The following is a 20,841-nucleotide window of genomic DNA, read 5'->3' as shown; positions in this document are numbered from 1 at the left end:
AGGCAACACATGACCTGGTCGATCATCGCGCGCGATCCTGCCACTGGCCAGTTCGGCATCGCGGTCGCGACCCGCTTCTTCGCGGTCGGCGCGCGCGTGCCCTATATCGCCGCCGGCCTCGGCGCCATCGCGACACAGGCCTTCGTCAATCCCTATTACGGCATCGACGGGGTGAAGCTCCTCCGAGAGGGCCTCAACGCGCACGACGTGCTCGCCACCCTGCTCGCGGCGGACGACGGCCGCGAGAGCCGGCAGGTCCACATCATGGATGCGAGCGGTGCGATCGCCGCGCATACCGGCCGCGACTGCGTCGACTGGTGCGGCCACATCGCAGGCAACGGCTATTCGATCGCCGGCAACATGCTTGCGGGCGCCGACGTGCTCGCCGAGACGGCAAAGACCTATATCGCCAACGACAGCCTGCCCTTCCCGCGCCGCCTGCTCGCCGCGATGCGCGCCGGGGAAGCCGCCGGCGGCGACAAGCGCGGCAAGCAGTCCGCCGCGCTCTTGATCCACGGCGAGGAGGAATGGCCGGCGCTGGACATTCGCGCCGACGACCATCCCGACCCGCTCGGCGAGCTCGAACGGCTCGAGCGGGTCAGCCACGAGCTGTGGGTGCACTTCCGCGCCTCCATGCCGACGCGGCAGAACCCGGCCGGCAACACCGATCGCAGCGTCATCGACGCCAGCATCGCAGCAGCGCGCGCAAGACGATCATGAGCGCGAGCCCCCTCATCGAGATCAGGGATCTGCGCATCCGCTTCCACGGTGACGACGGCCGCATCACCCATGCGGTCGACAGCGTCGATCTCAGCGTCGCCAACGGCGCGACCCTCGGCCTTGTCGGCGAATCCGGCTGCGGCAAGAGCGTGACGTCGCTGGCGATCATGGGTCTCTTGCCGAAACAAAGCGTGGAGATATCGGGCGCGATCCGCTTCGACGGCATCGACCTCTTGCAGACGCCGGACCAGACCCTGCGCGATCTGCGCGGCAACCGGCTCGCGATGATCTTCCAGGAGCCGATGACCTCACTCAACCCGAGCTTCACCATCGGCGACCAGATCATCGAGACCATATTGCGCCACCGTGGCGGCTCGCGCAAAAGCGCGCGCGAGCGGGCGGTCGAGCTGCTGCGCCGTGTCCACATCCCCTCGCCCGAACGTCGCATCGACGAATATCCGCACAAGCTCTCGGGCGGCATGCGCCAGCGCGTGATGATCGCGATGGCGCTCGCCTGCGACCCGCGCCTCTTGATCGCGGACGAGCCGACGACGGCCCTCGACGTCACCCTACAGGCGCAAATCCTGGAACTGATGCGGGAGCTGAAGGCGGCAAGCGGCGCCGCCATCATCCTGATCACCCACGATCTCGGCGTCGTCGCGGAAGTCTGCGACGAGGTCGCGGTGATGTATGCCGGCGAGATCGTCGAGCGTGCGCCGGTCGACGACTTGTTCTCGGCGCCGCAGCATCCCTACACCGTCGGCCTGCTCGGCTCGATCCCGCGGCTCGACCATCGCGCCGAACAGCTTGCCACGATCGAAGGCATGGTGCCGAACATGGCGCAGCTTCCCGCCGGTTGCCGCTTCGCCGCGCGCTGCCCATTCGTGCTGGACGCCTGCACCAAGGCGCCGCCGCCATTGATCGAGGTCAGTCCCGGCCACCTCTCGCGCTGCATCCGCGCGCCGCTCGAACGTCTGGTGTCGTGATGGCGCTGCTCGAGGTCACTGGCCTGGTCAAGCATTTCGTCGCCCAGCGTTCGCTGTTCGGCCGGGCGCTGGCGCACGTGAAAGCCGTTGATGGCGTGTCCTTTTCGCTCGAGGCCGGCAAGACGCTGGCGCTGGTCGGCGAATCCGGATGCGGCAAGTCCACCGTCAGCCGCCTGGTGCTGCGGCTGATCGAGCCGGATGCGGGCACAGTGCGCTTCAATGGTCGCGATCTGCTCGCGCTGGATGCCGATAGCTTGCGAAAATTCCGCCGCGAGGCGCAGATCATCTTCCAGGATCCCTACGCCTCGCTCAATCCGCGCATGACGGTCGGTCAGATCCTGACCGAACCGCTGGCGCTGCACGATCTGGTGGCGCCGGCACAGCGGCGCGCGCGGGTCGCGGAACTGCTGCGGCTGGTCGGTCTGGAGCCGAGGCTGGCGCGGCGCTATCCGCACGAATTCTCCGGCGGCCAGCGCCAGCGTATCGCCATCGCCCGCGCACTCGCGGTCGAGCCAAAGCTGATCATCTGCGACGAGCCGGTTTCGGCGCTCGACGTCTCGATCCGCGCGCAGATCCTCAACCTCCTGCGCGAGCTGCAGGACCGGCTCGGCCTCGCCTACATCTTCGTCTCGCATGACCTTGCCGTGGTCAAGCACATCGCGGACCACGTGGCGGTGATGAATCTCGGCCAGATCGTCGAGACGGCGGAGGCCGACGCACTGTTCGCATCGCCCCGCCACCCCTATAGCCGCGCGCTGCTGTCCGCGATCCCGCTGCCTCAGCCGAAGGCGAAGCGAACGACCGTCCTGCTGGAAGGTGAGATCCCGAGCGCGCTCAATCCACCCGCGGGCTGCCGCTTCCACACCCGCTGCCCCTTCGTGATCGAGCGCTGCCGCAGCGAGGCACCTCCGCTATTGGCCGACAGCACCGGCCACGCCACCGCCTGTCACCGCACGGCGGAGCTGCCGCCTGCCGACGCCATTCTGCCGGCGGCAGGCGGGTTTTCGCCGGCGCTTGCAAAATTGGTCGCGGCCTTCAGCCAAAAGACGGAAGGCGCAAGCCCAGCCGGGGTTGGTATACAAGGCACCGCGTCCGCAACGACCGAAGCAATGGGGACTGTCCGATGAAAATGTTTCGCCTGGCCGCAACGGCCGCCGCCGCTGTCCTATTGTCGATCGGAGCCGTGCAGGCCCAGACCAGCTTGCGCATCGGCCTTGCCGAGGACCCCGATATCCTCGATCCCACGATGGCGCGCACCTATGTCGGCCGCATCGTGTTCTCCGCCTTCTGCGACAAGCTGTTCGACATCGACGAGAAGCTCAACATCGTGCCGCAGCTCGCGCTGTCGAGCGAGACCGCCGATGACGGCAAGGGCCTCGTCATCAAGCTTCGCCCTGGCGTCAAATTCCACGACGGCGAGCCGTTCGATGCGGAGGCTGCAAAGTTCTCGCTGGAGCGGCATCTGACGTTCCCCGGCTCGTTCCGCAAGCCCGAGCTCGCCTCGGTCGATCACATCGAGGTCGTCGATCCTCTCACCGTCAAGCTGGTGCTGAAGTCGCCATTCTCACCGTTGCTCGCCCAGCTCACCGACCGCGCCGGGATGATGGTGTCGCCGAAGGCGGCGAAAGAGGCCGGAGACAAGTTCGGTCTGCGCCCGGTCTGCGCCGGACCCTACAAGTTCGTCGAGCGCGTGCAGCAGGACCGCATCGTGTTCGAGAAGTTTTCCGACTATTGGAACAAGGACAACGTCTTCATCGACAAGATCGTATTCCAGCCGATCGTCGATGCCACCGTGCGGCTCGCTAACCTGAAATCCGGCGGCCTCGACCTGATCGAGCGCGTGCTCGCCACTGATTTGAAGGAAGTGCGCGCCGACTCACGGCTGAAGGTCGCGACCGCCATTGAGCTCGGCTATCAGGGCGTCACGCTCAACATCGGCAAGGACAAGGCCAAGGGACCGCTCAGCCAGTCCGCCAAAGTGCGCCAGGCGCTCGACCTTGCCATCGATCGCGAAGCGATCAACCAGGTCGTGTTCAACGGCGAGTTTCAGGTCGGCAATCAATGGGTCAATCCTGATCACCCCTATTATCAGAAATCGCTTCCGGTCCGTCCCCGCAACGTCGAGAAGGCCAAGGCGCTGCTGAAGGAAGCCGGCGTGACGCCGCCGGTCAGCGTCGACTTCCTGGTGCCAAAGGGCGCGGAGACCGAGACGCCGGCGCAGGTGATTCAGTCGATGGCGGCCGAAGCCGGCTTCGACATGAAGATCCGCGTCACCGAATTCGCAACCGGGCTCAAGCAAGCTGAAGCCGGCGATTACCAGGCCTACATGCTGGCCTGGAGCGGCCGCGTCGATCCCGACGGCAACACCTTCGTGTTCCTGCACAATGGCGCGCCGCAGAATTACGGCGGGTGGAACAACCCGCAGGCCGACAAGGCGCTGGAGGATGCCCGGCTGGTAACCGACCCCGCCAAGCGCAAGGCGAGCTATGAGACCCTGGCCAAGCTGGTTCAGGAGGAGGAGCCGCTCCTCTACCTCTACCATCGCCGCATCATCATCGCGCACACGACCAAGCTGGAAGGCTACAAGCAGATGCCCGATGGCCTCGTCCGCGTGGTCGGCCTCAAGCTAAAGTGACGATGAGAGAATGCTGAACTTCCTCGCCCGCCGCCTCGTGCAGATCTTGCCGACGCTGTTCTTCGTGTCGGTGCTGATCTTCTCGCTGCAGCAACTGCTGCCGGGCGATCCCGCGCTGGTGATGGCGGGCGAAGAGCGCGATCCCGCGGTAATCGAGCAGATCCGCCGCCAGTACCGGCTCGATCAGCCCGTCCCGGTGCAGTACGCCTACTGGATCAAGGGCGTACTCTCCGGCGATTTCGGCGAGTCGCTGCGCAACAAGATGCCGGTGCGCGAGCTGATCGCACAGAAGCTGCCGGTGACGCTGCAGCTCGGCTCGATGGCGATCGTGATCGCGTTCTTGATCGGCATTCCCGCCGGCATTATCGCGGCCGTGAAGAAAGGCTCGGCCTGGGACTACGGCGCGAACCTGTTTGCGCTATGGGGCATTTCGACGCCGAATTTCTGGCTCGGGATCATGCTGATCTTCCTGTTCTCGATCGAGCTCGGCTGGCTGCCGGCGTCCGGCTACGTGCCGCTCACCGAGAACTGGCGCGCCAGTCTAGCGGCCACCATCATGCCCGCCTTCGTGCTCGGCAACGCAATCGCCGCAGTCCTGATGCGGCATACGCGCAGTGCCATGCTTCAAGTGCTGGAAAGCGACTACGTCCGCACTGCGCGTGCCAAGGGACTGTTGGAGCGCTCGGTGATCCTCAAGCATGCCATGCGCAATGCGCTGACGCCGGTCATCACCCTCGGCGCACTCGAGCTCGGCACGTTGTTGTCCGGCGCCGTCCTGACCGAGCAGATCTTCTCCATCCCCGGCTTCGGCAAGCTGATCGTGGATGCGGTCTTCAACCGCGACTATGCCGTGGTGCAGGGCGTGGTGCTGGTGACGGCCACGGTCTACATCATGCTGAATCTCGTTGCCGACATCGCCTACATCCTCGTCAATCCGCGGCTGCGAGGCTAGATCCATGACCGACGCCGCGCTGCCGGGCCCTCTCACGCAAGCCGACGAGCTGGACAGTCCGGCCCGCCGCGCACGTCGGCGGCTGTTCAAGCGCAAGGCGGCGGTGTTCGGGCTCATCGTGCTCACGATGTTCATCGCGCTTGCAGTGCTGGCCCCGCTCATCGTGCCCTACGATCCCATTGCGACGAGCTGGGGCCTGGTGCGCAAGCCGCCGACCGCGGCGCACTGGTTCGGCACCGACGAGCTCGGCCGCGACATTCTCAGCCGCGTCGTCTACGGCGCGCGCGCCTCGCTGCTCGCAGGTCTCATCTCGGTTGCGATCGCGCTCGGCATCGGCGTGCCGCTCGGTCTCCTCGCCGGTTATCGCGGCGGCTTCCTCGACGCGCTGATCAGCCGGATCACGGATGCGATGCTGGCCTGCCCTTTCCTGATCCTGGCAATCGCGCTGGCGGCATTCCTCGGTCCGAGCCTCGGCAATGCCATGATCGCGATCGGCATCTCGGCGACCCCGATCTTCATCCGCCTGACCCGCGGTCAGGTGCTCGTCGTCAAGGCCGAGGACTATGTCGAGGCCGCGCGCGCACTCGGCAATCCACCGTGGCGGATCGCGCTTTCGCATATCCTTCCGAACATCCTGCCCGCGCTGCTGGTGCAGGCGACGCTCTCGATTGCCGCCGCCATCATCGCCGAGGCTGCGCTGTCGTTCCTTGGCCTCGGCCAGCAACCGCCGGCGCCGTCCTGGGGCAGCATGCTCAACGCCGCGCAACGCTTCCTGACGCAGGCGCCGTGGATGGCGATCTGGCCGGGGCTTGCTATCTTCCTGGTCGTGCTGTCGCTGAACCTGCTCGGCGACGGCCTGCGCGACGCGCTGGATCCGCGGCAGCGGTGAGCCAACAACAATAGCCGACGGTAAGGCTTGTTCACCTCTCCCTATGGGAGGGGTGAAGTTCGACCGTCGACGGTTCAAATCATCACCTCCCGCATCACGCGGCGACAATCCATCTCGTATTCGAGATCGACTACCGGCGGCCGGGCAAAATGCCAGGTCAGGCCGGAGCGCAGCGCGCCGCGGCGCACCAGTTCGTCGACCAGCGCGTGATGGAAGTCGTGCACGGAATAGGCCTGCACGCCGGTCGTATCCTTCCAGCCGAAGCCGAAGGCCGTCATCCGGTTCTCCATCTGCGACGTGGTCGTGAAGCGCACCTTCTCCCGCAGCCCCTCCGGGCTGAGATCGCGGTAGCGCACGGTGCGCTCGACATAGGTGCCGCTCCCCTCGCGCGCCTCGGCGCCACCCGCGATCACGAAGCTCGGCGCCGTCGAGCGGCTCGGGCGCGTGAAGGAGAACGCGTAGAACGACGGCTCGGACGGCGGATCGATCTCGGGACAGACATTGCTGCGCGCCACCGGATTGGTGGTGCCGTCGAAGATACCCCATTCGGACAGCGTCTTCACATAGTGCAGGTTGAACGCGCGAAAGCCCTCTTCGCTGAAGGCCGCGGGTGAACGCAGCTCGCAGGCACAGAACGCCGTCAGCGGACGTCCTGCCTCCTGAATGAATTTTGCAGCCAGTGCAAACCCTTCCGCAAGCGGCACCAGGCGGTCGAAGCGGACGCGCTCGATCTCGTAGCCGTCATCCGCAGCGGCACCCGCTGAATACTGAAACACGGACGGAATGAAGCGGTAATTGCCGGCAGAGAACTCACGAAGCATGACGCACCCCTATTCCAGTTGCATGCGAACGCCCTTGGCGCCGTTGAGCAGGCGCTTCAGGTGAAAGCCGGCCAGGGAATCGTCGGCGTGCATGCCGACCAGCGCGGCAAAAGCCGGCATGGCCGCGGCATCACCGGCCTCCAACTTGGCGAAAGCCTCCGAATACAGCGCCGTTTCCGGGGCTTCGAATTTGGCCGGCGGCAGCGGCTCGAACGCGCGCAACGGCTCGCTGCGCCCGCGCAGCATCAGCTCGCCCACGGGGCGGCCTTGAAAATTCTCAGCCGTCTCGGCGACGCTGCCGCTGACGCAAATGCGGGTGCCCAGATGCTTATTGGCGGCCTCCAGCCGCGCCGCGATGTTGATGGAATCCCCATACGCGGTGTAGTCGAAGAAGCGGTTGCCGCCGAAATTGCCGACCAGCGCCGGGCCGGCGTGAATGCCGATGCGGGTGGTGCCGAAGGTGACGCCCATGGCGCTCTGGCGCGCGCGAAAGTCCTGTGACCAGGCATCGAGCTCATGCGCGCAGGCGACCGCACGCGTGGCATAATCCGGCTGATCGCCGGGCGCATTGAAGAGCACCTGGATTGCATCGCCAATGATCTTTGCGACTGTGCCCTCATGTTCAAAGACGATCTCGGTCATGCCGCCGACATACTCATTGAGCAGCTTGCCCAATGTCTCGGGCGGCGCGCTTTCCACCAGCGAAGTGAAGCCGGTAATATCGGTGAAGATGGTGGCGACATCGCGCCACTGCACTTCGATCCCCTCGCCGTCGCCGCTGGCCGCCAGACGCTTGGCAAGCTCGGGCGAGAAATGACGCGATAGCGCCGCATGGGCGCGCTCGGCTTCCATCTGGCGCCGCCGCACATCGCGCAGCATCTCCACATGGCGGATGGTCTTCTCGATCGTGGCTTCCAGATCGGCGAAGTCGATCGGCTTGGTCAGGAAGTCGAACGCGCCGCGATTCATGGCGGTTCGGATGTTGCTCATGTCGCCATAGGCGGAGACAATGATGGTCGACTTCTTGTCCTCGGCTTCCTGGAGCTTCGCGAGCAGCGACAGGCCGTCCATCCTGGGCATGTTGATATCGGAGACCACCATGTCGACATGCGGATTCTGCTCGAGCGAGGCCAGTGCATCGAGGCCGTCGCGGGCGAACATGATGACGATCTGTCCGTCGCGAATCTGCCTGCGGAATTTTTGCAGGATCAATGCCTCGAGATCCGGCTCATCGTCGACGAAGAGAATGGTCGCAGTCATGCGGCTTGCTCGAGCCTCGTATCGATCTCCTGCCGCAGCAGCGCAAAGTCAATCGGCTTGGTGAGGAGCCCAACGGCGCCGCGCTCGATCGCCTTGCGCCGCGTCTCGGCGTCGCCATAGGCCGTGATCATGATGACGGGAACGTCGGGATGCGCGGCACGCACCTTTGGCAGCATGTCGAGCCCGCTCATGCCGGGCATGTTGATGTCGGACAGGATCAGGATCAACGAGGGGTCGCGAACCTCGGCGGCGCGCTTGAGTGCATCGGGCGCAGAGGAGGCGAACTCCATCTGGAAGCGGCCGGCGCGCAGCTCGCGCCGGAACTGCTGCCGAAACAGCGCCTCGACGTCAGGCTCGTCGTCGACGACCAGGATGTAAACGTTCAAGACTTGCCTCCGGAAGTGCCGCCTGCCGCCATCGTGCGCGGCAGGGTGATGATGAATTCGGTAAATACACCGGGCTCGGTGTTCACGTCGATGGTGCCGCCGTGCTGTTTCACGACGATATCATGGCTCATCGACAGGCCTAGGCCGGTGCCCTCGCCGGCAGGCTTGGTGGTGAAGAAGGGGTTGAACATCTTCTGCATCACCTCGGGTGGAATGCCGGTGCCGTTGTCGCGGATCCGGATTTCGACCCTGTCGCCGAGGTTTTTCGTGGTCGCGCTCAAGGCTGGCTCGAAGACGTCTCCGCCGCTCTCCTTGCGCTTGGCCGCGGCGTAAAAGCCGTTGGAAATCAGGTTGAGGAGAACGCGCGTGATCTCCTGCGGATAGATGTCGACCGTGCCGGCTGCGGGATCCAACTCACGCCGGAGCGTGACGTTGAAGGACGGCCGTTCGGCGCGCGCGCCGTGATAGGCGAGGTTGAGGCTCTCCTCCACGACCGCATTGATGTCGACGGCGCGATGCTCGCCTGAGCCCTCGCGCGAATGCAGCAGCATATTCCTGACGATGGAATCGGCACGCTTGCCGTGCTGCACCACCTTCTCGAGGTTGCCCTTGAGCATGTGGGTGAGCTCGTCGACCTCTTCCTTGGTCTTACCGTCGAGGCTTGCCGCCTCGAGCACCTCATTGAGCTCGTCGATCAGCTCGGTCGAGACCGCGGAGAAATTATTGACGAAGTTGAGCGGGTTCTTGATCTCGTGGGCGATGCCGGCGGTGAGCTGGCCGAGGGAAGCGAGTTTTTCAGTCTGGACAAGACGGTCCTGGGCGGCGCGCAGATCGTCAAGCGACTGCGACAGCTCCCTGGTGCGTTCCTGGACCTCCTCGAACAACCGGACATTCTCGATCGCGATAAGGGCCTGGTCTGCAAAGGTGGCGGCGAGTTCGATTTGCTTTGCACTGAACGGCCGCACCTCGTGTCGCGTCAGGACGAACACCCCGATCGGCGCTCCCTCTCGCAGCAGGGGCACGCCCAGCATAGTGCGTACGTTGGAGCGCCTTCGAGCGGACGAGGGCGCAAATTCCGGGTCGGCCTGCACATCCGGGACATGAACCGTCTTGGCATCGAGCAGCGTACGGCCGACCACGCTTCCCCGTTCAGGTACAGACGCGAATGTCCGAAGCTTGTTTTCCTGCTCCGCGTCGAGCCCACAGCTTGCCGCCAAATAGAAAACACCGTCCCTGGGCCGGAAAATCGTCCCCTCATCCGCGTCGCACAAGCGGGCTGCCGAGCCAACAAGCGTGTTCAGCACGGTTTGCAGGTCGAACGCCGAACGGCTGATGACTTTCAGCACATCGGCCGTCGCAGTTTGCTGCTGCAAGGACTCGCTCAATTCCGCGGTTCGACGCTCGACCTTGTTTTCCAGGTCGGCATAGGATTCCTGCAAGCGCGTGCCCATGTCGTTGAACTGGTCGGCAAGCCCTTCGAGCTCATCGCCGGTCCGGATCGAAATACGCTGCGAGAAATCGCCGCCGCCCATCCTCTCGGCGCCACTGCGCAGCGCTTGAATCGGCCCGACCATGCGGCGCGCAAGGAATATCCCCGCAAGAACCGCGAAGATCGACGCCGCGAGCAGCACGATCGCGAGCCGCTGCAGCGAGGCGTAGAGCGATGCATAGGCCTCCTCGACCGGCAACTCGACGAACATGGTCCAGTGCAGCGGCTCGATTGGAGCCGATGCCGTCAAGACCTTTTGGCCCTGGATGTTGTGCGCTTCCTCGAGCGCATCGGCCATCGTGCCGCCGCCAGCCTGCGCGGCGCGCACTTGGGCGAGGCCCGACATGTCGGTGTTGCGCAGGACCAGACTGATGTCGGGATGCGCGATCAGGCGCCCCTCCGGCCCGACCACGTAGGCGTGGCCATGCTCGCCGACCTTGATCTGGGAAACGACGTCCCAGATCAGCTTGAGATTGACCTCGGCGATGCTGACCCCTGCGTCCTTGCGTGCGCCGGCCAGTGCCAGCGTCATGTAGGGCTCGGACTCCCGGCGGAAATAGACCGGCCCGTAATAGACCTTGTGCGCAACGGCCTCGGTGAACTTCGGATCACTGGACAGGTCGATCCCGCTCTCGATTGCGTCCATCGCCAGCCGCGAGACGCGCAACCGTTCCTTGCCGGTCGAATCGACCTGGGCGAGCTCGGTGATCCCCGGTACTTGGCGCAACAGCCGCAGCGCGTCGAACCGGCGCTGCTCGATCGAGCCTGCCGACCACGGCAATTGCGTGGTCCAACCGAGCTGGCTCTCGATCTCCTTGACGAATTGACCGATCTTGGCCGCAGCCGCCTCGGCCTGCTCATGCTGGACCCGGATCAGCGAAGCCTTGTGCTCGCGATAATAGAAGAAGACCTCGAACAGGCCGTTGGCCAGCAGCGCGATGGCGACGACGGCCACGAACAGCGCAACATATTTGGTGAACAGCCGGGTCCTGATCCCCCGTCCCGCCGCGGCGCCAGAGGCAGCGCCATCCGGCACCGCACTCGGCAGCGTCCTGGCTTGCGGGGTGTCGGGATGGAGGGAAAGGCTCATCCCGCGGAACCTAGCAAGAAGACGGGGCCTTGTCTCTCGCAAGCGCGGGAAGGCCCCGCCCACGGCCGTGGCGCCGAATTGCCGATGGGGTGGCAGAACGAAAAAGGGCGGCAACGGTTTGGCCGCTGCCGCCCTCGTGGTTCGCTTGCGTGGGGCTTCAGGTCGGCCGCAGCGCCTTGGCGCCGAGATCGAGCTCGTTGACCTGCTTGTTCCGCTCGGAATCGGCGGCCGCGCGGTGGTCGGTCGCCAGCACCACATAGACCGCCGGCAGCACGAACAGCGTGAACAGGGTGCCGATCGACATGCCGGCGACGACGACCAGACCGATCGAGAAGCGGCTGGCCGCGCCCGCACCGGTCGCAGTCAGGAGCGGGATCAGACCGGTCACCATCGCAGCCGTCGTCATCAGGATCGGCCGCAGACGGATGCGAGCCGACATTTCGATGGCCGAGCGGCGGTCGAGCCGCTCATTGACCTGGAGCTCATTGGCGAACTCCACCATCAGGATGCCGTGCTTGGTGATCAGGCCGACCAATGTGAGCAGACCGACCTGGGTGTAGATGTTCATGGTCGCAGCGCCAAAGAACAGCGGGATCAGCGCGCCGACGATCGCCATCGGCACCGAGATCATGATCACCAGCGGATCGCGCAAGCTCTCGAACTGCGCTGCCAGCACCAGGAAGATGATGATCAGCGCGAAGCCGAAGGTGATCGCGAGCTGGTTGCCTTCCTGTACGTACTGACGGCTGTCAGCCAGATAGTCGTGGCTGAAGCCTTGCGGCAATTTCTTGGCCTCGCTTTCGAGGAAGTCGACCGCCGCGCCGACGGTCACGCCGGGCATCGGCACGGCCGAGAACGTCGCCGAATTGAGCTGATTGTAGTGCGTCAGCGAGTTCGGGTCGGTCTTGGTCTGGATCGATACCACCGTCGACAGCGGAAGCTGCTGGCCGGTGTTGGTCGTCACGTAGAAGCCGCCGAGCGATTCCGGCGAGAGCCGCTTGCCGCGCGGCACCTGCGGAATCACCTGGTAGGACCGGCCCTCCAGATTGAAGCGGTTGATGTAATTGCCGCCAAGCAGCACCGCGAGCGTTGCGCCGAGGTTCTGCATGTTGACGCCAAGGTCCTGCGCCTTGCTGCGGTCGATCGTCACCTTCACGTTGGGCTGGTTGTAGTTGAGATCGCTGTCGGAAACGATGAACATGCCGCTCTTGCGCGCGGCGTCCTTCAGCTTCTCCATCTGCTCATAGACCGTCTGGAAGCCGGCGGTGGAGTTGATCACCATCTGCACCGGCAGGCCGCCCGGCCCGCCCGGCAGCGGCGGCAGGTTGAAGGCGAAGGCCTGCACGCCCTCGATCTTGGAGAGTTCGGCCTGCACCAGCGGCTTCAGCTGGATCGACGAGCGCTTGCGCTCGTCCCAGGGCTTGAGCAGCATGCCGGCGATGCCGCCCTGCGGGCCGTTGATGCCGTTCAGCACGAAGCGCAGATCGGTCTCGGGGAACTGCTGGAATTTCTCGTCGAGTTTCTCGCCATAGAAATCGACATAATCGATGTTGGCGTATTTCGGCGCCTTGGTCACCGCGAACACGATGCCCTGGTCTTCCTCAGGTGCCAGCTCCTTCGACGTGTGCATGTAGAGGAAGCCGACGAGCCCGAGGATGGTCACCGCGAACAGGCCCGTGATGGCCTTGTAATCGAGCGAGCGGTCGAGCCTCCGGCCATACCAGCGCGTCAGTGCGCCGAACACCCTGTTGACGAGCTTGGCGAACCGGCCCTCTTCGGTGTTCTTCAGCAGCACCGAGCACATCATCGGCGACAGTGTCAGCGCGATCACGCCCGACACGATCACCGAACCGGCGAGCGTGAAGGCGAATTCGCGGAACAGCGATCCGGTGAGGCCGCCAAGGAAGCCGATCGGCGCGTACACCGCGGCGAGCGTGATGGTCATCGAGATGACGGGACCTACGATTTCACGCGCGCCTTGCAGCGACGCCTGGACCGGCGACTTGCCCTCCTCCAGATGGCGATGGATGTTCTCCACCACGACGATGGCGTCGTCGACCACGAGACCGATCGCCAGCACCATCGCGAGCAGTGTCAAAAGATTGAAGCTGAATCCCAGTGCCAGCATCAGCGTGCAGACGCCGATCATCGACAGCGGGATGGTGACGACCGGGATGATGACCGAGCGGAGCGAAGCCAGGAACAGGAAGATGACCACGATCACGATGATCACGGCTTCGCCCAGCGTCTTCTCCACCTCGTCGATCGAGGACTGGATGAACTTGGTCGAGTCGTAGGCGACCTTCATCTTCATCGACGGCGGCAGATTGCGCTCGAGTTCGGGGAACAGTGCGCGCACGCCCTTGACCAGCGTCAGCGGGTTGCCCTGTGGCGTCGCCTGCACGCCGATGAAGATCGCGTGCTCACCGTTGAAGGCGACGCTCGCATCCGTGCTTTGGGCGGCAAGTTCGACGGTGGCGATGTCCTCCATCCGCACGAAGCCGCCGTCCTTGGCCTTGACGATCATCTTCTTGAACTGGTTGACGTCGGTCAGGCCGGTGTTCGTCGAGACGTTCGAGACGATCAGATAGCCCTTGGTCTGGCCCGCCGCCGACTGGAAGTTGTTGGCGGTGATCGCCGCAGCGACGTCGCCCGGCGATACGTTGCGGCCGGCCATCTTCTCCGGATCGAGCCAAAGCCTCATCGCGAAGGTCTGCCCGCCCAAAATGTCGGCGGAAGCCACGCCATCGACGGTCGACAGCACCGGCTGCACCACACGCGTCAGATAATCCGAGATCGCCGAACCCGAGAGCTCCTCGGACGAGAAGCCGAGATACATCACGGCCGTGGTCTGGCCCGTGGTCTTGGTGACGATCGGGTCGTTGGACTCCTTCGGGATCAGGTATTTGACCGAATTCGTCTTCGCCAGCACCTCGGTGAGCGCCTGGTTCGGATCGAAGTTCAGCTTGATGTAGACCTGGATCGTCGAGGTACCGAGCACCGAGGACGAGGTGATGTAGTCGACGCCTTCGGCGGACGCGACCGCCTGCTCGATCGGCGTCGTGATGAAGCCCTGGATCAGGTCCGCGGACGCGCCCGGATAGACGGTCGTGATGTTGATGACCGTGTTCGACAGTTTGGGATATTGCCGGATCGGCAGCACCGTCGCCGCGCGCAGGCCGATCAGTAGGATCAGCAGGCTGACGACGACCGACAGGACCGGTCGCTTGATGAAAATATCGGTAAGGGCCATCGCGGCGATCTCGATTTCTTTGTCTCAAGAGAGGCGATCCGGCCAGGCCGGATCACTCGAATGTCATGGGATCAGTAGCGCGGCGGCTGCGCCGGGATCTGCGGAACCGGGTCGGCAGAAATCGACACCGCCGCGCCCGATTGCAGCTTGAGCTGGCCGACGGCGACGACCTTGTCGCCCGCCTTCAGACCCTTGATGATTTCGACGCGACCTTCGACCCGGTTGCCGGTCTGCACGAAGGTGCGCACCGCGGAGAGACTGGTCTTGCCGTCCTCTTCCTTCTTGTCGGTGATCACGAACACCGAGTCGCCGTACAGCGTGTAGTCGACTGCCGTCTCTGGAACGGTGATCACGGCCGGCTTGTTCGGCAGCACCACCGTGGTGGTCACGAACATGCCGGGCTTCAGGATCTTGTCGGGATTGGCGACCGTCGCCTGCACGCGGATATTCCGGGTGTCGCTCGCGATCTGCGGCTCGATCGTGGTGATCTTGCCCTCGAAGGTGCGGCCCGGATAGGCATCGACCTTGAGCCGGACGGTCTGGCCGACCTTGAGGCTGCCGGAATCCTTCTCGGTCACGGTGAAGTTGGCCCACAGCTCCGACAGATCGGTCAGCGACACGATTGCCGTACCTGCCGTCAGATACTGGCCGACTTCGACCTTGCGGACGCCGAGATCGCCGGCGAACGGTGCGCGCACCAGCTTCTGCGAGATCAGCGCCTCGGTCTTGGCGATGCCGGCCTGCGCCTGGTCATAGGCGGCCTGCGCGGTATCGACGGTCGCCTGCGGACCGAACTGGCGCGCGGCGAGCTGCTTGGCGCGATCGAGCGACAATTGCGCCACGGTCGCCTGGGCCTTGTAGTTGGCAAGGTCGCCCTGCTCCGGCGCGTCGAACAGCTGCACCAGCGGCGTGCCGGCCTCGACACGCGTGCCCGGCTCGAACTTGATCTCGGTGACGCGGCCGTTGACGTCGGCGCTGACGTCGACCTGATGCACGGCGACGAGGCCGCCGACTGCGGTGAGCAGGTTCGGCACCACCTCGGACTTCGCCTCCGCCGCGCTGACCGCGGTCGGCGGCGGCTTGTTGTTGGCAAAGAACTGCTTGATCATCTGGCCGCGGAAATAATTGAACCAGACGAGGCCACCGACGAGCACGGCCAGCAGCGTGCCGACGATGACGAACCAGAGCACCGGCCGGACCGGACGCTTGGGAGCCTTGTTGTCGATCGGTTCGCCCGAAATCTTGTGTTCGGTTACGATGTTCATGTCATGCACTCTCTGCAATCGCCGTCCTGCCGGCATCCGCGGCCTGATTGTGGCCCAGATGCGAAGCAATTGCGGCGTCGTTAAGTCCGATACCCCTGAGGAGAAACTCACAGAGCTGCCGCTCGAGGTCTTCAGCCTTGCCGTAGACGAGGCAAGGCGTGGCCGGCAGCCTGGTCAGCGCTGCGGTCATCACCGTGTGATGTGCAAACCAGAATAGGTTGAGCGGTTCGCCGCTGCATGGCCGCGCGTCACCGCCGGCAACGGCACGTTCGAGCGAGGCGACGAAGACCGCCCCGATCAGCGTCTCGATCTTGGCATACAGCAAACGGGCGAATTCGCCATCATCCAAATGGCTGGTGGCCATCAGCCGCAGGCGCTGCGCCTCTTCCTGATCGGGACCGTCAGCGATGTGCATGAAATGCTGGACCATGCCGCGGATCAGCTCGACCAGCGTGGCGGTCGACGGCTCGCGCTCGAGCAGCTCCATGAAGGCCGGATCGGCCTCGCATTCGTCGCTGAGAATTTCGGCGTAGAGCGCCGCCTTGGATGGGAAATGCTTGAACAGCAGCGCCTCGGAAATGGCAGCGGCGGCCGCCACGCTCTTCGTCGTGGTGCCGGTATAGCCATGTCGGGCAAAGCAGCGCTTTGCGGCGCCGAGGATCAATTGACGCCTCAGGTCGCTCGTCATACGCAATGAGCTCATGCTGGGTGAGTAAGCACTCACCCACGCAGAAGTCAAGCACTATGTTGCATCGCAACCTAAGTACGTTGTAGATTCAGTGGAAATTGGGCCAGCCCGCACGGGCTGCGTGCAGGACGTGGGCGCCGCGGGAATGGACAGGCCCGCCCTAGATCGGCTGGAAGCCGAGTTCTCCGCGGATCCGGTTGAGGATGTAAGTCCCATCCCGGCTTGGCAAAATGCGCTCCAGGCCGGCGCTGTCGATCTTCACATTGGCAAAGCGCGGCCCGGCCGAGACATCGTGGACGGCTTTGGCAAAGGCTTCGACCTCGGCCATGGTCGTCACGGCCCGGCTGTCCTCGATGCCGCAGGACTTGGCGACGCCGACGAGATCGGCGGCGGCCGAGGTGTGGCTGGTCTGGCCGCCTGTCTCGCCATAGGCCTCATTGTCGAGCACCGCGATCGAGAGGTTGGCCGGTTTCTGCAGGCCGATGGTGGCAAGGCTGCCCATGCCCATCAGCATTTCGCCGTCGCCGGTGATGACCAATACCGGCAGCTTCGGCTGTGCCAACGCCAGCCCAAGCCCGATCATCGCGGCGCCGCCCATGCCGCCCCAGAGATAGAAGTTGCGGGCGTGGTCGCCGGCCGCGCACATGTCGTTGGTCGAGGCACCAAGGCCGCCGATCGCAACGACGTCCTTGCGGTTCGCGAGCAGCGTGGAGACCACCTGCCGGCGGTCGAGGAGATTGGCCTTGCTCATTTGGTGAAAACCTTGGCGCCGATCAGACGCTGCGACAGCAGAACAGCGGTGGGGGTGAGCGCGTTGTAGGCCTGCGCCGCAGCGGCCTCCAGCACGGCCGGCACCTCGGCTGCGGTCGAGGCGCGCAGCACCTTGACGCCGGAGAGCTCGAACACGCCCTGCGTGGTCGACCCCATCGGCACCTGCCACGGATTGAACTCGCCCCACTCGCCGCGCATGGTCACGAGGGTGAGGAACGGAAAGCGCAGGATCGGTATCAGCGACAGCATGTTGATGCAGTTGCCGACGCCACTCGACTGCATCAGCAGCACGCCGCGCTGCCCGCCGGTCCAGGCGCCGGCGAGGAGCGCCACGCCCTCCTCCTCGGTCGTGAGAGGAATGCCGCGCATGGTGGAGCAATCCAGCACCCGCTGGATCAGCTTCGAATGGCCGGCATCGGGCACATAAGGCACCTGCCGGACGTCGAAGCGCTGCAATGTCGCAAAGATGTCGTCGGGCCAATTCGGGGCCGTGTCGGGAGCGTCAGCGCGCGCGTGCATTTTTCTGTCCGGTCGGCTAGCAGTGTCTAAAGACTGTAGACGCAGGCACGCGTCGCCCAGAACAACAAAAACGGCATAACGGCTTTAACCGGCGAGTATAACGGGATGAACGCAGATGCGAAGGAGCTGGCCGCAAGCTTCGACCTCGAGAAGCTGACGCCGGAGTTCTACGACAACCCCTACCCGACCTATCGTGCACTGCGGGAGAACGAGCCGGTCAAGCGCCTGCGCAGCGGCACGGTGTTCCTGACCCGCTACGACGACCTCGTCACCACCTACAAGAACACAAGATCGTTCAGCTCGGACAAGAAGCGCGAATTCGCGCCGAAATACGGCGACACCCTGCTCTACGAGCATCACACCACGAGCCTCGTCTTCAACGATCCGCCCGCGCATACCCGCGTCCGCCGCCTGATCATGGGCGCGCTGTCGCCGCGTGCGATCGCAGGGATGGAGCCTGATATCATCAAGCTGGTCGACGGCCTGCTCGACGCCATCGCCGCCAAGGGCGCTTGCGAGCTGATCGAGGATTTCGCCGCGTCCATTCCCATCGAGGTGATCGGCAATCTGCTCGACGTGCCCCACGAGGAACGCGGGCCGCTGCGAGACTGGTCTCTGGCGATCCTGGGCGCGCTCGAACCCGTGGTGTCGCCCGAAGCGGCCGCGCGCGGCAACAAGGCGGTGCGGGACTTCCTCGCCTACCTCGAAACGCTGGTCGCACGGCGGCGCCAAAAGCCCGGCAATCCCGAGCGCGACGTGCTGACGCGGCTGATCCAGGGCGAGGAGAACGGCGAACGGTTAACCGAGAAGGAGCTGCTGCACAATTGTATCTTCCTGCTCAATGCCGGGCATGAGACCACCACCAACCTGATCGGCAACGGCCTCGTCGCGCTGGACAGGAATCCGGACCAGAAGCAGCGCCTGATCGAAAACCCCGACATGATCAAGACCGCCGTCGAGGAGATGCTGCGCTACGAGAGCTCCAACCAGCTCGGCAACCGCATGACCACCGAACGCGTCGAGCTCGGCGGCGTCATGCTCGATGCCGGCACGTCGGTGACGCTGTGCATTGGCGCTGCCAATCGCGATCCCGCGCAGTTTCCCGACCCCGAACGCTTCGACATCGCGCGCACGCCGAACCGGCATCTCGCCTTCGCTACCGGCGCGCATCAATGCGCCGGCATGGCGCTGGCGCGGCTGGAGGGCGCGATCGCGATCTCGCGCTTCCTGGCGCGCTTCCCGAACTATGCCGTCAGCGGCAAGCCGGTGCGGGGCGGACGGGTGCGGTTTCGGGGCTTTTTGAGCGTGCCTTGCGCGATCGGTTGAGGCCTCCAAAACAAAATTGCGAAAACAACCCCATGCACAGTAGAGACCGGGCCGGCGCACGATGCCGTGTGGTTCCGCAGAACCATCTGACATTGCAGGCAAATCAGGCCTCGGCCCGCAATCGGGCGGGTGAAGGCTTCCAAGGCGGCAGACCGATACCCAAATCAAGTTGAGAGCCCGGTGCGCGCAGCCATGGAGCGACGACAGATGAGTTCATCCGTCATTGATTTCGTCGCAACAGAAGCGCGCTTTGGCGCCCATAATTACGAGCCGATCGGGGTCGTCCTGTCCCGCGGCGAAGGTGTCTGGGTCTGGGATACCGATGGTAACCGTTATCTCGATTGCCTCTCGGCCTATTCGGCGGTCAGCCAGGGCCACTGCCATCCCAAGATCCTGGCGGCGATGGTCGAACAGGCACAAAGGCTGACGCTCACCTCGCGCGCCTTCCACAACGATCAGCTCGCCTTGTTCTACGAGGAGATCGCGGCGCTCACCGGTTCCCATAAGGTGCTGCCGATGAACAGCGGCGCCGAGGCGGTCGAAAGCGCGATCAAGTCGGTGCGCAAATGGGGCTATGAGGTGAAGGGCGTGCCGGACGGCCAGGCTGAGATCATCGTCTGCGCCAACAATTTCCACGGACGCACGCTGGGCATCGTCGGCTTTTCGACCGACCCCGAGACGCGCGCGCACTTCGGGCCGTTCGCGCCGGGCTTCAGGATCATCCCGTTCGGCGACGCCGCGGCGCTGGAAGACGCAATCACGCCAAACACCGTCGCCTTTCTGGTCGAGCCGATCCAGGGCGAAGCCGGTGTCATCATTCCTCCGGCCGGCTATTTCACTGAGGTGCGAAAGCTCTGCACCGCCAACAACGTGATGCTGGTGCTCGACGAGATCCAGACCGGGCTCGGCCGCACCGGCAAGCTGCTCGCTGAACAGCATGAAGGCATCGAGGCGGACGTGACGCTGCTCGGCAAGGCCCTGTCCGGCGGCTTTTATCCGGTGTCGGCCGTGCTCTCGAACAACGACGTGCTCGGGACATTGAGACCCGGGCAGCATGGTTCGACCTTTGGCGGCAACCCGCTTGCCTGCGCGGTGGCGCGCGCGGCGATCCGCGTGCTGGTCGAGGAAGGCATGATCGAGAACGCGGCGAGGCAAGGCGCCCGCTTTCTGGAAGGCTTGAATGACATCCGTTCCAATACGATCCGCGAGGTGCGCGGACGCGGCTTGATGCTGGCGGTCGAGCTGGATCCCGAGGCCGGCCGCGCTCGCCGTTACTGCGAGGCGCTCCAGGCCAAGGGCATCCTCGCCAAGGATACCCATGAGCATACGATCCGCATCGCCCCGCCGCTGGTGATCACCAGCGACCAGGTCGACTGGGCGCTGGAGCAGCTCACCACCACCCTGACGCAGAACTTCTCTTGAGGCAGCCCTGCGTCGGAAGATCGCACGCCGGCCGCGGCCAACAACGAACGATTCCGCCGGCTGTGCGTTGACATTCGTGGGCGATTACGAGCTGGGAGCTGTGATCATGCTTCCGCGTGGCGTTTGCCTTACGACTGTTTTCGTTGGTGTCTCGATGCTGGCGGTCAGCGTCGGCGCGTTCGCCCAAGGGCCCGGCCAGGGACATGGAAGGGGCGGACCACCAGGGCCAGCCGCAGCCCCGGCAGCGCGGCCAGCAGCACCACCGGCTATGGCCCGCCCGGCAGCGCCGCCAGCCATGGCCCGTCCGGCAGCGCCTCCTGCCATGGCCCGTCCGGCGGCGCCTCCTGCCATGGCACGTCCCGCCGCCCC

The 20,841-nt window shown here is 64.7% G+C and carries 17 protein-coding genes; 8 read left to right on the top strand and 9 right to left on the bottom strand.

What is annotated here, in order from left to right:
• Positions 1–9: 9 nt before the first annotated feature.
• The 6 genes from IVA79_RS36070 to IVA79_RS36045 are packed head-to-tail and all read left to right on the top strand — an operon-like array spanning position 10 to position 6,182.
• A complete protein-coding gene (locus IVA79_RS36070) occupies positions 10–720 on the top strand; it encodes a DUF1028 domain-containing protein (protein ID WP_247562029.1) in 711 nt (236 codons plus the stop codon).
• A complete protein-coding gene (locus tag IVA79_RS36065) occupies positions 717–1,706 on the top strand; it encodes an ABC transporter ATP-binding protein (RefSeq protein ID WP_247562028.1) in 990 nt (329 codons plus the stop codon). The genes IVA79_RS36070 and IVA79_RS36065 overlap by 4 nt, the downstream gene beginning before the upstream one ends.
• Positions 1,706–2,833, top strand: coding sequence for a dipeptide ABC transporter ATP-binding protein (locus IVA79_RS36060; protein WP_247562027.1), 1,128 nt, complete (start codon positions 1,706–1,708; stop codon positions 2,831–2,833). Before IVA79_RS36065 ends, IVA79_RS36060 begins: the two co-directional genes overlap by 1 nt.
• Positions 2,834–2,835: 2 nt before the next feature.
• Positions 2,836–4,341 (top strand): ABC transporter substrate-binding protein, encoded by a 1,506-nt coding sequence (locus tag IVA79_RS36055; protein WP_247562168.1) that lies wholly within the window; start codon positions 2,836–2,838, stop codon positions 4,339–4,341.
• Between the two features lie 10 nt (positions 4,342–4,351).
• Positions 4,352–5,293: an ABC transporter permease gene (locus IVA79_RS36050; RefSeq protein ID WP_247562026.1), complete on the top strand. Its 942-nt coding sequence runs from the start codon at positions 4,352–4,354 to the stop codon at positions 5,291–5,293.
• A gap of 4 nt (positions 5,294–5,297) precedes the next feature.
• Positions 5,298–6,182, top strand: coding sequence for an ABC transporter permease (locus tag IVA79_RS36045; protein ID WP_247562021.1), 885 nt, complete (start codon positions 5,298–5,300; stop codon positions 6,180–6,182).
• 74 nt (positions 6,183–6,256) lie between these two features.
• Here IVA79_RS36045 and IVA79_RS36040 read toward each other — a convergent pair whose 3' ends face one another.
• From IVA79_RS36040 to IVA79_RS36000, 9 genes are all read right to left on the bottom strand, one after another.
• Positions 6,257–7,003: a hypothetical protein gene (locus IVA79_RS36040; RefSeq protein WP_247562019.1), complete on the bottom strand. Its 747-nt coding sequence runs from the start codon at positions 7,001–7,003 to the stop codon at positions 6,257–6,259.
• A 9-nt stretch (positions 7,004–7,012) separates the two neighbouring features.
• Positions 7,013–8,263 (bottom strand): adenylate/guanylate cyclase domain-containing protein, encoded by a 1,251-nt coding sequence (locus IVA79_RS36035; RefSeq protein ID WP_247562017.1) that lies wholly within the window; start codon positions 8,261–8,263, stop codon positions 7,013–7,015.
• Positions 8,260–8,649, bottom strand: a complete 390-nt coding sequence (locus IVA79_RS36030; protein ID WP_018315558.1) for a response regulator — start codon at positions 8,647–8,649, stop codon at positions 8,260–8,262. The genes IVA79_RS36035 and IVA79_RS36030 overlap by 4 nt, the downstream gene beginning before the upstream one ends.
• Positions 8,646–11,228, bottom strand: coding sequence for an ATP-binding protein (locus tag IVA79_RS36025; RefSeq protein WP_247562015.1), 2,583 nt, complete (start codon positions 11,226–11,228; stop codon positions 8,646–8,648). Before IVA79_RS36025 ends, IVA79_RS36030 begins: the two co-directional genes overlap by 4 nt.
• A 157-nt stretch (positions 11,229–11,385) precedes the next feature.
• Complete coding sequence (locus tag IVA79_RS36020; RefSeq protein ID WP_247562013.1) at positions 11,386–14,481, bottom strand: MexW/MexI family multidrug efflux RND transporter permease subunit; 3,096 nt, start codon at positions 14,479–14,481, stop codon at positions 11,386–11,388.
• Between the two features lie 71 nt (positions 14,482–14,552).
• Entirely contained in the window at positions 14,553–15,746 is a 1,194-nt protein-coding gene (locus tag IVA79_RS36015; protein ID WP_247562011.1) for an efflux RND transporter periplasmic adaptor subunit, read from the bottom strand.
• 1 nt (position 15,747) lies between these two features.
• Positions 15,748–16,434, bottom strand: coding sequence for a TetR/AcrR family transcriptional regulator (locus IVA79_RS36010; protein WP_247562009.1), 687 nt, complete (start codon positions 16,432–16,434; stop codon positions 15,748–15,750).
• 160 nt (positions 16,435–16,594) lie between these two features.
• The gene (locus IVA79_RS36005) at positions 16,595–17,185 is read right to left on the bottom strand and encodes a thiamine pyrophosphate-dependent enzyme (RefSeq protein ID WP_247562007.1); all 591 of its coding nucleotides are present in this window, start codon (positions 17,183–17,185) and stop codon (positions 16,595–16,597) included.
• Positions 17,182–17,724 carry a phosphonopyruvate decarboxylase gene (locus IVA79_RS36000; RefSeq protein WP_247561998.1) on the bottom strand — a complete coding sequence of 181 codons (543 nt, stop codon included), beginning with the start codon at positions 17,722–17,724 and terminating at the stop codon, positions 17,182–17,184. Before IVA79_RS36000 ends, IVA79_RS36005 begins: the two co-directional genes overlap by 4 nt.
• 105 nt (positions 17,725–17,829) lie before the next feature.
• Here IVA79_RS36000 and IVA79_RS35995 point away from each other — a divergent pair, with 105 nt between their 5' ends.
• Together IVA79_RS35995 and rocD are read left to right on the top strand one after the other, a co-directional pair.
• Complete coding sequence (locus IVA79_RS35995) at positions 17,830–19,050, top strand: cytochrome P450 (RefSeq protein ID WP_247561996.1); 1,221 nt, start codon at positions 17,830–17,832, stop codon at positions 19,048–19,050.
• A gap of 207 nt (positions 19,051–19,257) precedes the next feature.
• Positions 19,258–20,472, top strand: a complete 1,215-nt coding sequence (gene rocD, locus IVA79_RS35990; protein WP_247561995.1) for an ornithine--oxo-acid transaminase — start codon at positions 19,258–19,260, stop codon at positions 20,470–20,472.
• Positions 20,473–20,841: the final 369 nt, after the last annotated feature.

The sequence above is a fragment of the Bradyrhizobium sp. 138 genome, from assembly GCF_023074075.1.
Lineage (GTDB): Bacteria > Pseudomonadota > Alphaproteobacteria > Rhizobiales > Xanthobacteraceae > Bradyrhizobium.
The sequence above is the reverse complement of the archived record's forward strand: the minus strand, read 5'-3'. Positions and strand labels throughout refer to the sequence as shown.